Below are 13,392 nucleotides of genomic sequence, written 5' to 3'. Positions count from 1 at the left end.
AATAAAAAAATACCCTCTATTGGGTATTTTTTTAAGTAATTTAATTAAGTACATTTGAGTACTTTGTAGAGTTTCTCTAGGAAGTGTTTAAGTTCAAATAAGGGTTAGTCCCAACAATTAAAGGTCTCTGCTGTTTGCAGAGACTTTTTTCATTAAAAAAGGCCTGCATTTCGGCAGGCCTTTAAATTTAAGCTTTTTTAATTTGAGGGAGTTTCCTCTACCTCTACTGAAGTCGAATCAATTTCGATTTCAATCTCTTCTACTTCTTCAACTTCGGGAGCAATTTCTTCAACTGGCGTAACTTCAGTTTCAGATTCTTCGGAAGTTTTGTTGCCGCAAGAAGCTAAAAAAGCGGCTGTAGCAAATGTCATCGCAAGGATGGTTTTTTTCATATTGATGATTTTTTTAAGTCCTCACCGGACAAATACATATGCATAAAATGTATGCCAATTTTAATTTTTTTAGTCTATTCCAAAATATTTATTTTTCAAATGATTTCAAATCAAAGTCCCTTTAATTCAATTGATTAAGTCACTAAAAAAAGGAAATAAGTTTAAATCCAACCACCCCCTAATGCTTTATAAAGTTTAACATTGGTTTGCAATTTTTCGATCTTGAGTTCAACCAGTTCTATCTCAGCAAAGAGCGCTCTACTTTGCGCGTTTAGTACTTCGAGATAATTGGCATATCCCACAGTAAACATGATGTTTGAATTGTCGACAGATCTTTTTTGTACCTCAACTTCAAAGGATTTTAATTGAACTTGCAGTTGATAGGCTTCAAATTGATTTACAAGATCTAAAACCTCCAAATAACTTTTAAAGACAGTTTGCTCATATTCCAGCCAAGCAATTTGTTGAAATGCATTTGATGACTCAAAAGCCATTTTGATTTGATTTCTGTTGAAAATTGGGGCTGAAAGACCCGCCCCCAATTGATATACAGTAGAGGCAGGATTGAAAAACAGTTTTCCAAAATCAAAAGCATTAAAACCCGACATTCCAAATAAATTGATACTGGGGAAAAAGGATGCTCTTGCTGCGTTTACATCTGCCCTTGAAGCGATTAATTCCCTTTCTGCAATTCTAATATCCGGTCTATAAACCAACATTGCGGCAGGTAAACCAATTTTGACCAACTCAGGAGTGTCAAGGGCGTCATCCAGCGAAACCCTTTCATGTTCCAATTGATAAACCCCCAATAAACTAGTAAGAAAAAGTTCCGCTGACCTGAGATCTCTTTGCCTTTCGACAAAAAGAGATTTTGAATTGAGTAAAAGTGCCTCAAATTGATCTACGGCAAGTTGGTTTTCCTTACCGGATATTTTCAGATCCTTGGAAAGCGTTAAAGCAGACTCTTGGAGTTTTATATTTTCTTCCAAAATTCTAATTTCTTCGTCCAACCCAATCAAATTATAGTATCCTAAGGCCACTTCAGCAATAAGCCATGTCTTGATGTGATTGGCCATTTCTTCCGATGCCAGATACCGGGCCGAAGCTGCCTTTTTCATGTTTTTATATTTTCCCCACACATCAATTTCCCAATTGAAACCCGCACCGATTACAAAATCCCTGTAAGGATCCGGAATTTTTTTATCTTCTGGAACTGTTGGGGACAAGTTGGAATCGGTATTACCTACACCATCCATAGTAAATTCTCCAAATCTTCTTGTAGAGGCTCCTGCTAGACCATTTAATTCTGGCATCCAACCTACCTTGGCGACTCTATAATTTGCCCTAGCCACTCTAATCTTTTCGAGTGTCTTTAAATTATCCTGATTGTTTTCCAATGCGATCCTTATGAGTTTTTTAAGGATTTCATCCTCAAAAAACTCCTCCCAATGCATGGTTGCAACAGAAATTGTACTGTCTGCATTATTGGCATCAAAAGCAACAGGTAATTCTAAATCAGTTTCTCCGAGGTTAACTTGAGAAACTTTGCACCCCTGAAGGAATAGCAAAACCAATATCAGAACCAATATAATTTTTGTGTTAAAATACTTTTTCATTGCCTTTATGCAGTCACAGTTGGTTTTTCAATTTCTTTACGCTTGAATTTGGTAGCCATGGTTTCAAAAACCACGTATAGACCTGGAATCAAGAATACTCCCACAATAGTACCAATCAACATTCCTCCAGCTGCTGCAGTACCTATGGTTCTGTTTCCAATAGCACCTGCACCAGAAGCAATAGTCAACGGAATCAACCCACAAATGAAAGCAAAAGATGTCATCAAAATTGGCCTGAGCCTTTCCACTCCACCGTTAATGGCACTTTGCAGAATGGAAAGTCCCTTCTGTCGGTTTTGAATAGCAATTTCAATTATCAATATGGCATTCTTACCCAAAAGCCCAATCAACATTACTAAGGATACCTGAGCATAAATATTATTTTCCAAACCTGTCAATTTCAAAAACAAAAAGGAACCAAAAATACCCGCAGGCAAGGATAAAATAACAGGGAGCGGCAAGAAGTAACTTTCATATTGCGCAGATAGCAATAGGTAAACAAAAACCAAACACAGCATAAAAACATATACCGCTTGATTTCCCGAAGCAATCTGCTCCCTCGTGATTCCTGACCAATCAATATCAAAACCTCTGGGTAGGATTTTCAATGCTGTTTCTTCTACGGCCAAAATTGCATCACCACTCGAAAATCCTTCAGCAGCATCACCATTGATCAAAGCTGAGGTGAACATATTGTACCTTGTCAATTGTTCTGGACCATAAACTCTTTCCATGGTGATGAAATTGGAATAGGGTACCATCTCACCTCTGTCATTTTTTGCATACATATTTAGTATAGATTCAGGGGAAGTCCGATATTCTGGAGAGGCTTGAATCATTACTTTATACATCTGTCCATATCTGATAAAATTGCTGGAATAAAAACTTCCAACATAACTCTGCAGCGTCTCCATGGCATCATTAACAGAAACCCCCAACTTGGCTGCTTTATCATGATCAACGTTCAATACATACTGCGGGAAATTCGGTTCAAAGTTGGTAAAGACCTCCTTGAGTTCCTCTCTATTATTTAATTCAGATACAAATTGCTGACTGACTTGAGCCATCACATCCAAATTGCCACCTGTTTTATCCTGTAACCTCAATTCAAATCCTGAAGCATTTCCAAAACCAGGCACTGGCGGTGGAGAAAAGAACTGAATTTCAGCTCCTTTGATATGAGCCGTTCTTTCTTGATATTCCGAAATCAATTGGTTTACATTTTTGTCCCGATCGCTCCAATCGACCAGGTTTACCATTCCCATTCCATAAGATGCCCCTGCTGTTTCGGAAAGCAAACTGTATCCTGCCAAGGTGGAAATTGTTTCAACTTCATCCAAAGGCAAAAGACTTGCTTGAACCTGATCCATGACATCCGTTGTTCTTTCCAAAGTTGCGCCCGGAGGAGTGGTTACATTGACATATATCATTCCTTGGTCATCATTGGGTATAAAACCAGTTGGCAATACTGCAATACCTCCGTAGGCCAAGAAAAAGAATAAAATCAAAATACCAAATGTAACTACCCTACGTCCGGCAATCCTGTCAAGAACCCCTGCGTAACCTGATGAAAGACTATCATATTTTTTATTGAAACCAAAGAAAAACTTTTGCAACCATCCTTTCTTTGGATCATGCTCCACATCAGATGGCTTTAGCAATAATGCACATAAGGCCGGTGAAAGTGTCAAAGCGTTAATTCCAGAAATAACAATTGCTATGGCCAAGGTCAGGGAAAATTGTCTATAAAAGACACCTACAGGACCTGATAGAAAACTTACAGGTACAAATACTGCAGACATCACCAAAGTAATCGCAACTATCGCTCCTCCGATTTCTTTCATGGCAGCAATTGTGGCATCCATTGCATTTAGTTTTTCTATATGCATTTTGACGTGGACGGCTTCAACTACCACTATTGCATTATCCACCACAATTCCTATAGCCAAGACTAATGCAAAAAGCGTTAGCAGATTGATTGAAAATCCAAATAGCGACATAAAAGCAAAAGTGCCTATCAAAGAAACCGGAACAGCTATAGCCGGAATCAACGTAGACCTGAAATCCTGAAGAAAAATAAATACTACTAAGGAAACCAATAGAAATGCCTCCAACAATGTCTTGGCAACTTCATAAATAGAGGCATCTAAAAACCTTGACACATCATAAGATACATTGTAAGTCATACCCGGCGGGAATGAGGATTCCTCCAATTCTGCCATTTTCTCTTTGATATTTTGGATTACCTCACGTGCATTTGAACCTGGACGTTGTTTGACCATTATGGATGCAGAAGGTCTTCCATCCGTCATAGAAAACATATTATAATCCTGTGAATCAAATTGGATTTCTGCTACATCCTTGAGTTTCAATAATGAACCATCAGGCAAAGCTTTTAAAGTAATGTTTTCAAAATCGACTTCCTCGCTAAACTTACCCGTATATTTTAAAACATATTGAAGTGCTTGCGGATCTCGATCAGAACTAATCCCTGATTTGCCCGGAGCTGCTTCCACATTCTGGTTTTGGATAGCTTCTGTCACATCTTGCGGAGATAGGTTATAGGCAACCAATCTATCCGGATTGAGCCAAACCCGCATGGCATAATCTCTAGAACCCATAATCTCCACAAAACCAACCCCATTGATTCTTTTGAGTTCCTGAAGAACATTGATATCAGTGAAATTGTAAACAAATTTCTCATCCTGAGTAGTGTCTGTACTCATGATATTCAGATAGAGTAACATACTGTTGATCTCTTTTTCAGTCATTACCCCTGCACGAATCACTTCTTCTGGTAATTCATCAATCACTGTCATTACTCTATTTTGGACTTGTACAGCAGCCTGATCGGGATCGACACCAACATCAAAAACAATATTGATTAAAGTCATACCATCGTTGGTATTGACAGAGGTCATGTAAGTCATACCCGGGACGCCATTGATGGCCCTTTCCAAAGGCGTAGCGACAGCCTTGGACAACACCTCTGCATTGGCACCTGTATACTTGGCTGTCACAGTTACGGAAGGGGGAACAATCTCGGGAAATTGGGTGATCGGAAGCGTAGTCAATGCGAGTAATCCCAACAAGGTAATGAATACCGAAATCACCGTAGAAAGTATCGGTCTTCTAATAAATATCTCAAACATTATCGTAGTCTCTTGGCTTTAAAGGATGTCAAATAGATGTGCTGAGGGTATCATAAGCATCTTTTTCTGATACTAATGAAGGGGTGATCTCAATGCCGTCTTTGACTTGTTGAATTCCTTCAAAAATAATCTTGTCTCCAGGCTCAAAACCGTCGGCAATATAATAAACGCCATATCGCTGAATTGGCTTAAAGCTTCTGACTTTTACTCTATTGTCTTTATCAAGCAAATAAACATAGTTGTATTCCTGTATTTCAAAGGTTGATTTTTGAGGGATTAAAAAAATATCTTCCAACATATTGGTCATCTGAATTTTCCCGCTTGCCCCATGTTTAATCAATTGATCAGGATTAGGAAATCTTACCCTAAATGCAATAGAACCCGTACCTCTCTCAAAATCAGCTTCCATAGTCTCTAAGTTTCCTTTAAATGGATAAACTTCCCCATCTGAAAGGATCAAGGTTATTTCCTCGTTGAAACCTTCTTCAGATCCTTCCAACCTGTCTCTCATGTATCTTAAGTATTCATTTTCAGTAACCCTGTAATAGGCGAATATTTCAGAAATATCTGTGATATTTGTCAATAGATCCCCCGCTGTTACCAAACTTCCTGTTTTGTAAGGGATCCTATCTACAATACCATCAAATGGGGCTTTGATTGTAGTATAAGACAAACCCGTTTTGGCATTTTTCAGTGAAGACTCAGCTTCCAAGATGGCAGATTCCGCCACTGCTTTCTTAGAATTTGCCAACTCCAATTCTGAGGACGAAATTATATTTTTATCAACAAGGATTTTTAATCTTTCAACCTCCAAACTGGCAGCTTTAGACTCTGCTTTCGCCTGCATAAGTCTTGCATTTGCTGAGTTTACCATTTCATTGAATTCCATAGAACTTAACTGAAACAAGGTTTGACCTTTTCTTACATTTTCCCCTTCATCCACAAAGATTCTGTCTACATATCCTTCCACCTTCGCTCTTACCTCTACAAACTGAACGGCTTGAATATCACAAACATAAGTTTTTGGCACTTCTATATTCCTTGACTGTAATTCCAATACAGGAATATCCAATAATTTAATCTTGTTTTGTTCCTTGCTGCTTCCGGTACTGCAGGAAGAAATCATTACTCCTATTGCTATGATCAGGGTATATTTGGATTTTAGACACAACGAGTCCATTGAAATTCCGAAATTTCTTTTTGAAACTATTGATTTCATACTAAATAAATAATGATAATTGAATAACCTTTCTGAAAGATTATTTGGGTTTAAGGTTTAAAAGGAATTGGTTGATAAAAACAACTGCTAAGGAGCATTTGGCAAAACTGCACGTGCTATTAAAAAATTGTAATTGGAATTTATCTCAGGGTATATTATATCAGAGGTCTCAATAGCGACTTCCTCCACCGTGAGTATATTATTGATTCTATCAAAAAATTTGATAATCGGGATTCTTTCTAATTTGTTTACCTTACTGTTTCCTGTAGGTCGTGAAATAGAAGTTGGAAAATCAACATAATCGAATTCAGCTTCTGTGACAAATTCACCACAATACTCAACCGCATCTTCTTCAAAAGCATCAAAAACCGCCAATACAACAAAAAATAATGCAAGCACAAAGGCTAATAACCTTAGGGCGTTACTCATTCGATATTGATAGTTGTTTTTCACGTCGTAATATTAATAAATTTATGAATATCACTTTGCTTTTTTACACCATTGTACCAGTCAAAAATTATCATCTTGAACGATAAAGGGCAATATCCTTCCGAAAAGCATAATCTTTCACACTTAAATTTAAAATTCGGAAATATTCTTTTTTCCTAATATTTTTTGAATGGTAAAATTGAATCAAAATCCAGAAATAAAATTGGTATCAGTTCCACTGAAGTATAATTTGATCAGAACCTTTAGAAGAGTAATTTTGACCAATGAATAAAGACCTCAAGATTATATATATGGGAACTCCGGATTTTGCGGTTCCATCATTGAAAATATTGATAAAGGAAGGCTGGAATGTGGTTGCTGTGATAACCGCACCTGACAGACCAAAAGGGAGAGGACAAAAACTGATCCCCTCACCTGTGAAAGAAGTAGCACTAGAACATCAAATTCCTGTCCTTCAGCCTACCAATCTAAAGTCAGCGGATTTTTTAGAGAAACTTAAAGAACTCCATGCAGATATACAGATCGTAGTAGCTTTTAGAATGTTGCCCGAGGTCGTTTGGAATATGCCTCCACTTGGAACTTTTAACCTGCACGCATCTCTTTTACCAAACTACCGAGGTGCAGCCCCTATCAATTGGGCTATTATCAACGGAGAAACCGAAACAGGTGTAACCACATTTTTTCTCAAACACGAAATTGATACGGGAAGTATTATTTTCCAGGAAAAAGAAACCATCTATCCGGAAGACAATGTGGGCACTCTTTATGAACGGTTGATGAAAAAGGGTGCTAATTTGGTTTTGAAAACCATTGAAGCAGTGGCCTTAGGTAATGTCACTACCGAATCCCAAACAGATAGTGGAAATCTCCGACATGCTCCTAAAATCTACAAAGAAACCTGTGAAATAGACTGGAACAAGTCTGCTGAAGAAATCCATAATCTTGTAAAAGGGCTTTCTCCATATCCTGCTGCTTGGACCAAATTCCAAGAGAAGACATGTAAATTCTTCAAAACGGAGGTGTCAGATAAGGTTCTTACAAATCTAAACACAGGACAGTATCTTTCTGATGGCAAGACAAACCTGATTTTTCAAACAGGCAATGGCAATCTTAAAATCCTTGAACTACAATTAGAAGGTAAAAAACGAATGGGAATTGAAGAATTTTTAAGAGGAAATAAAGTTTGAGCTTTGAAATAGACAATTGATGAGAAAAAAAATTGAGTAAGGAATAAAACAAAATTGTAATTTTAATTTTGAAAAACACGACAATTGTCGTAATTTTATTGACAACTAATCATTTTCAGAAATGGACAATCTATTGAATGATTTTGAATCCACTTACACCGCTGCCCCAAGGTTAACCCAGAAGTTAATAATCAAAAGCAGGGATGGGATTTCCTTTGAGGAGTTTGAGTATTTTTTGGACAGGAGTCCAATCTTTATTGAAGAATGGGCAGGCTTACTCCATTTATCAGACCGTACGCTTCAGCGGTACAAAAAAGACAATAAATCCTTTGAATCCATTCATTCAGAGAGGATTTTGGATTTATTTATGCTTTTTAAATTTGGAGAAGAGGTATTTGGAGATAAAAGACCCTTTCAATCATGGCTTCATGACCAAAGTATCCCATTAGGTAATGTTACTCCATTGTCATTATTAGATACTTCATTTGGGATTGTACTGGTAAAAGAAGAATTAGGCAGAATCCAACATGGTATTTTTGCATGATTATTTTCAGATTGTCTAGTAGTAGGTTTGCTGAGGATCTCAGTGGAAAAGGGGCAGAACTTTATGGAGGGAGATGGAATAGCGTAGGAACTCCTATTATTTATATAGCCTCTTCAAGGGCTTTGGCTATGGCTGAAGTATCAGTCCACCTACACATACAAAAAATCCCTAAGGACATGATGATGGTAGAGTTATACCTTCCAGAGGATTCAATTACTTCTTTACCTTTTCAAGAATTGAAAAATAATTGGGAATTGTTTCCCTACTCCATTCAAACCCAGCAAATTGGTGATGACTTTATCAAAGAAAAAAGGTTTTTGGGACTCAAGGTGCCCTCTGCTGTTGTGAATGGAGATTTTAACTTTTTGATCAATCCAAGACATGATGAAATACAAAAAATTAGAGTGATCAATATTTCTCCTTTCAGGTTTGATTCCAGAATTTTTTTAAAAGATGGATGAATCTATCTCCTTTACAACAGGAAGTTCATCAATATTTTTTTTAAATTGTAACTTTAACCAAACCCATAACAATATGAAAACCACCATCAAACTTTTATTATTGATCATTTTTCTAATCATTTCTGTTGATTCCCACGCACAATTTGCAAAGCAACTCAAAAAAGCAGCTGAAAGGGGGGTAAGTAGAGCCATTGAAAGAAAAGTAGAAAGTGAAATGGAAAAACTTGCCATGAGACAGCTGAATAAAGTTTTTAAAGATGTTTATGGCACAGAAGACGTGGAACGAATCCCTGGTATGGACATAGGGAAAATAATGGAATCCATTCAAAATGATGTTGAAGTTGATGAATCTTATGATTTTACGGGGTATTCGATTCTCGAAATCACGGGAATTGATGAAAAGGGGAAATCCATAGATCCGGTGGTTTTGAAATCCTACTTATCAGAGAATTCAAGTATCACAGGAATGGAATTCTCTGAAAAAGATAAAAATGACACCGAAACCTATGTTATGATTTTTGATTTTAACAGAAACATTTCTATTACCTTATTTGAAAATGACGGTCAAAAAATGAGGATGGCCTTTGGTTATGATTATGCAGCTATGAGTCAAGCTGTGGATAAAGAAGGTACAATTGAAGAAGGAAGTGACCTAAACGCTTCATTCAAAAAAACCGGGAACTCTAAAAATATCATGGGCCATGATTGTGAAGAATATCTGATCGAGACGGATGAAAATATCACCAATTATTGGGTTACGAAAAGTCCAATTACTGGTCAGGCTTCCTTTTGGGGTCAAAATAATCCATTCCTTACTGCGAGGATGAAAGAACATAATCCTGACTTATTCGATAACCTTCCTTCGGGCAACATGATGGAAGCCTACATGGAAAGTAAAAAAGATAAAAGCAAAATGGAAATGAAAGTCATTGATTTGAAAGAGAATCAACCAAAAAGTTTCCTGATGGCCGAATATCCCGGCATGGCCAATTTTGAAAATTGATTATTCCTCAAAGAATCAATTACTCGTGAAAACCAATTAATTAAGGAAAGATTTATTTTAATTTAAATAAGCCAAAAACCTGATTTCTATAATTTAATGCACTTATCCCATCGTTCAGATAAACTATATTCATTTGGTTGGTTTGGACAATGGGATATTTATTTAGAAGAATAAGATTTTTTGATTTGACAAAGCTTAATAACTTAGCAAATAAACAACCGACAATTTTGAAAATTTCAATCATCGTAGCGAAAGCTAAAAACAACGTGATCGGTAAAGACAACCAATTAATTTGGAAACTCAGTTCCGATTTAAGATTATTCAAAAAACTGACAACCGGCCACCATATCGTGATGGGCCGAAAGACTTACGAGTCAGTTGGTAAGCCCCTTCCTAACAGAACGTCCATTGTCATCACTAGAAACAGAGATTTCGAGCTTCCTGAAGGTCATTATGTTTTTCATTCACTAGAAGATGCTATTAAGCTATGCATCAGTAGAAAACTCGAGCAAGTATACATTATTGGTGGAGCAGAAATATATCTTCAAGCATTGCCAATCTGCGATGAACTTATCGTGACTGAAGTAGATGCTTTTCCACAAGGAGATGTTTTTTTTCCAGCTATCGACCCTGACCAATGGAATGAAATCTCTCGAGAACACTTTCCATGTGATGAAAAAAATGAATATGATTTTGACTTTGTCATCTACAAACGAAATGACCAAAATTAAAGAAATCAAAGCTGAAATCCTGGCCATTGGTGATGAATTGCTTTATGGTCAGATCATCGATACCAACAGCCATTGGATAAGTCAGGAACTGGACAAAATCGGGGTCCGTGTAGTGAGAAGAAGCACCGTTGGAGATTCAAGAGAATCTATATTGACGGCCTTTGCTGAGGCTGAAAAAAGAGCTGATATAATTCTGATGACAGGAGGATTGGGACCTACAAATGATGATTTGACCAAACCCCTATTGGCAGAATATTTCAATTGCAATATTGAATTGGTACCGGAGGCTTTGGAAGCAGTCAGAACTTTTTTTGAAAAAAGAGGGAGAGAACTCACCCAACTAAATAGACTTCAAGCTCATTTACCCACTAAATGCACTTATGTGGCCAATGATTTGGGCACAGCCCCCGGGATGTGGTTCAATGAAAACGGTAAAATTTGGATGTCAATGCCCGGTGTCCCGCATGAAATGAAAAAACTCATGTCGGATCATGTAATACCCAAAATCAAAGAAATATTTCCACTCCCTAACATCTATCATAAAGTCATCAAGACTGTAGGCATCGGGGAAAGTTGGTTGGCTGATTTGATAAAAGATTGGGAAAAAAATCTTCCAAAACACATCAAATTGGCATATTTACCCTCTCTTGGGCATGTAAAACTTAGACTGACAGCATTTGGAGAAGACAATGAGAAACTTCATGATGAAGTCGAAAAAGAAATTGAAAGAGTCAAACCTATCATTGAAAAGTATATCTATGGCTATAACCAAGAAACCCTTGAAGAAGCGATAGGAAGACTTCTCAAACTCCAAAATAAAAAAGTTGCTTTGGCCGAAAGCTGTACAGGGGGATATATTTCACATCTGGTGACAAGTATTGCAGGAAGCAGCGATTATTTTCAGGGTAGCCTTATCCCTTATCACAATCTTTATAAAAACAGATTGCTGGAAGTAGAATCTGAAACCTTAAATGAATTTGGAGCAGTAAGCGAGGAGACGGTTATCCAAATGTCACAAAATATCCGAAAAATGTTTGATGCAGATTATGGACTTGCAAGCAGTGGTATTGCAGGCCCTGGAGGTGGTTGGGTCGAAAAACCTGTAGGAACGGTTTGGATTGCCTGCGCAATGAAGGATAAAACAATTACAAAAAAATTACAGCTTACCCAAGACCGAATGCTAAATATTCAATTAACAGGGGTTGCTGTTCTGAATTTGTTAAGATTATGTTTGTTGAATAAAACAGAATAAAAATTTTCATTGTGAGTTTTGTATTCGATAAAATAAAATTTAATTTTAAAACTTGGAAATAAACCCAATTAAATAAAAGTAACATGGCTACTGTAGAAATGCTGATGCCCAAGATGGGTGAGAGTATCATAGAAGGCACCATACTCACTTGGCTCAAAAAAGAAGGTGATAGAATCGAACAGGATGAATCTGTTTTGGAGGTAGCCACTGATAAAGTGGACACGGAAGTCCCCGCTATTCACGGTGGAACACTTACAAAAATCCTAGCCAAAGAAGGGGAAGTGGTGGCTGTAGGTTCCGCTATTGCCGTCATCGAAACTGAGGAACAAGAAAGCGGTCAAATTGAACAGGTAAAATCAGATATCTCAACTACAAAGGAAGAATTGATGGAAGTGGCACCTTCACAGACTTCAACTTTGATCGCTTCTTCTGAGGCTTTGAGTAGTTCATCCATTGCCGACGACAGATTCTACTCTCCTTTGGTATTGAGTATCGCAAAAGAGGAAAAAATAAGTAAAGATGAATTGGCTTCGATTTTAGGAACTGGTAAAGATGGACGGGTCACGAAACAGGACATGTTGACTTTTCTAAAAGAAAAAGATAGAACAAAGCCAAGGCCTATTGCTACACCTGAGACAATCTATACCTCTCCAAAGGTCGAAATGAGTATGTCAGCACAGGATGAAATCATTGAAATGGACCGGATGCGCAAAATGATAGCGCAAAGAATGGTGGACTCAAAAAGGATTTCCCCGCATGTGACCTCTTTTGTTGAAGCAGATGTCACAAATATTGTTTTGTGGAGAAATAAAGTAAAAGATAATTTTAAAAAGAAAGAAGGCGAACCACTCACCTTTACGCCATTCTTCATCCAAGCAGTTGCAAGAGCCATCAAAGATTTTCCTATGATCAATATTACTGTTGATGGTGACAACATTATCAAAAGAAAAAACATAAATATTGGGGTAGCTGTGGCTTTGCCAAGCGGTAATTTGATCGTTCCTGTTATCAAAAATGCGGACGAATTGAATCTGACTGGGATATCAAAAAAAATAAATGATCTAGCAAACCGTGCTCGAATCAATAAACTATCTCCTGACGAGCTTGCTGGTGGCACATACACAGTTTCTAATGTAGGTTCATTTGGAAATGTCATGGGCACGCCGATTATCATGCAGCCACAGGTAGCTATTTTGGCCGTTGGCGCAATTCAGAAGAAACCTGCAGTAGTAGAAACGCCTACAGGTGATGTGATAGCCATAAGACACAAGATGTTTCTTTCACATTCATACGACCATAGGGTCGTTGATGGATCTTTGGGAGGAATGTTTGTCAGAAGAGTTGCTGACTACCTTGAAGCTTTTGATCTGAATACCGAGTTATAG

The 13,392-nt window shown here is 37.5% G+C and carries 12 protein-coding genes; 7 read left to right on the top strand and 5 right to left on the bottom strand.

Features of this window, described 5'->3' with window-relative positions:
• Positions 1 to 197 precede the first annotated feature (197 nt).
• The 5 genes from HMJ38_RS10695 to HMJ38_RS10675 all read right to left on the bottom strand — a co-directional run bounded on the left by HMJ38_RS10695 (position 198) and on the right by HMJ38_RS10675 (position 6,832).
• On the bottom strand, positions 198 to 392 hold the full coding sequence (locus HMJ38_RS10695; protein ID WP_194974393.1) for a hypothetical protein: 195 nt from the start codon (positions 390 to 392) through the stop codon (positions 198 to 200).
• 161 nt (positions 393 to 553) lie between these two features.
• On the bottom strand, positions 554 to 2,008 hold the full coding sequence (locus HMJ38_RS10690) for a TolC family protein (RefSeq protein ID WP_194974392.1): 1,455 nt from the start codon (positions 2,006 to 2,008) through the stop codon (positions 554 to 556).
• A gap of 5 nt (positions 2,009 to 2,013) precedes the next feature.
• Positions 2,014 to 5,160: an efflux RND transporter permease subunit gene (locus tag HMJ38_RS10685; protein WP_194974391.1), complete on the bottom strand. Its 3,147-nt coding sequence runs from the start codon at positions 5,158 to 5,160 to the stop codon at positions 2,014 to 2,016.
• A gap of 28 nt (positions 5,161 to 5,188) precedes the next feature.
• The gene (locus tag HMJ38_RS10680) at positions 5,189 to 6,340 is read right to left on the bottom strand and encodes an efflux RND transporter periplasmic adaptor subunit (RefSeq protein WP_194974390.1); all 1,152 of its coding nucleotides are present in this window, start codon (positions 6,338 to 6,340) and stop codon (positions 5,189 to 5,191) included.
• A 126-nt stretch (positions 6,341 to 6,466) separates the two neighbouring features.
• Positions 6,467 to 6,832: a hypothetical protein gene (locus tag HMJ38_RS10675; RefSeq protein WP_194974389.1), complete on the bottom strand. Its 366-nt coding sequence runs from the start codon at positions 6,830 to 6,832 to the stop codon at positions 6,467 to 6,469.
• A 260-nt stretch (positions 6,833 to 7,092) separates the two neighbouring features.
• Between HMJ38_RS10675 and fmt the strand changes: the two genes are divergently transcribed.
• The 7 genes from fmt (at position 7,093) to HMJ38_RS10640 (ending at position 13,392) form a co-directional block, all read left to right on the top strand.
• Positions 7,093 to 8,016: a methionyl-tRNA formyltransferase gene (gene fmt, locus HMJ38_RS10670; protein WP_194974388.1), complete on the top strand. Its 924-nt coding sequence runs from the start codon at positions 7,093 to 7,095 to the stop codon at positions 8,014 to 8,016.
• 121 nt (positions 8,017 to 8,137) lie between these two features.
• A complete protein-coding gene (gene parS / locus HMJ38_RS10665; protein ID WP_194974387.1) occupies positions 8,138 to 8,560 on the top strand; it encodes a type II RES/Xre toxin-antitoxin system antitoxin in 423 nt (140 codons plus the stop codon).
• Positions 8,557 to 9,021 (top strand): RES family NAD+ phosphorylase, encoded by a 465-nt coding sequence (locus tag HMJ38_RS10660; protein WP_194974386.1) that lies wholly within the window; start codon positions 8,557 to 8,559, stop codon positions 9,019 to 9,021. The genes parS and HMJ38_RS10660 overlap by 4 nt, the downstream gene beginning before the upstream one ends.
• Before the next feature lie 73 nt (positions 9,022 to 9,094).
• Positions 9,095 to 10,024: a DUF4412 domain-containing protein gene (locus tag HMJ38_RS10655; RefSeq protein ID WP_194974385.1), complete on the top strand. Its 930-nt coding sequence runs from the start codon at positions 9,095 to 9,097 to the stop codon at positions 10,022 to 10,024.
• 227 nt (positions 10,025 to 10,251) lie between these two features.
• Positions 10,252 to 10,755 (top strand): dihydrofolate reductase, encoded by a 504-nt coding sequence (locus tag HMJ38_RS10650; protein ID WP_228780003.1) that lies wholly within the window; start codon positions 10,252 to 10,254, stop codon positions 10,753 to 10,755.
• The gene (locus tag HMJ38_RS10645) at positions 10,742 to 12,007 is read left to right on the top strand and encodes a competence/damage-inducible protein A (protein ID WP_194974383.1); all 1,266 of its coding nucleotides are present in this window, start codon (positions 10,742 to 10,744) and stop codon (positions 12,005 to 12,007) included. Before HMJ38_RS10650 ends, HMJ38_RS10645 begins: the two co-directional genes overlap by 14 nt.
• Before the next feature lie 83 nt (positions 12,008 to 12,090).
• Positions 12,091 to 13,392, top strand: coding sequence for a dihydrolipoamide acetyltransferase family protein (locus HMJ38_RS10640; RefSeq protein WP_194974382.1), 1,302 nt, complete (start codon positions 12,091 to 12,093; stop codon positions 13,390 to 13,392).

The sequence above is a fragment of the Aquiflexum lacus genome (genome assembly GCF_015476655.1).
Classification (GTDB): Bacteria; Bacteroidota; Bacteroidia; order Cytophagales; family Cyclobacteriaceae; genus Aquiflexum; species Aquiflexum lacus.
This window is presented reverse-complemented; position numbering and strand designations above follow the sequence as displayed.

Excerpts from the sequence above, each read along its gene's own strand:
- HMJ38_RS10690 (WP_194974392.1), bottom strand. The coding sequence starts at position 2,008 with ATGAAAAAGTATTTTAACACAAAAATTATATTGGTTCTGATATTGGTT.
- HMJ38_RS10645 (WP_194974383.1), top strand. The coding sequence starts at position 10,742 with ATGACCAAAATTAAAGAAATCAAAGCTGAAATCCTGGCCATTGGTGAT.
- HMJ38_RS10660 (WP_194974386.1), top strand. The coding sequence starts at position 8,557 with ATGATTATTTTCAGATTGTCTAGTAGTAGGTTTGCTGAGGATCTCAGT.
- HMJ38_RS10680 (WP_194974390.1), bottom strand. The coding sequence starts at position 6,340 with ATGGACTCGTTGTGTCTAAAATCCAAATATACCCTGATCATAGCAATA.
- HMJ38_RS10640 (WP_194974382.1), top strand. The coding sequence starts at position 12,091 with ATGGCTACTGTAGAAATGCTGATGCCCAAGATGGGTGAGAGTATCATA.
- HMJ38_RS10695 (WP_194974393.1), bottom strand. The coding sequence starts at position 392 with ATGAAAAAAACCATCCTTGCGATGACATTTGCTACAGCCGCTTTTTTA.
- fmt (WP_194974388.1), top strand. The coding sequence starts at position 7,093 with ATGAATAAAGACCTCAAGATTATATATATGGGAACTCCGGATTTTGCG.
- parS (WP_194974387.1), top strand. The coding sequence starts at position 8,138 with ATGGACAATCTATTGAATGATTTTGAATCCACTTACACCGCTGCCCCA.
- HMJ38_RS10655 (WP_194974385.1), top strand. The coding sequence starts at position 9,095 with ATGAAAACCACCATCAAACTTTTATTATTGATCATTTTTCTAATCATT.
- HMJ38_RS10685 (WP_194974391.1), bottom strand. The coding sequence starts at position 5,160 with ATGTTTGAGATATTTATTAGAAGACCGATACTTTCTACGGTGATTTCG.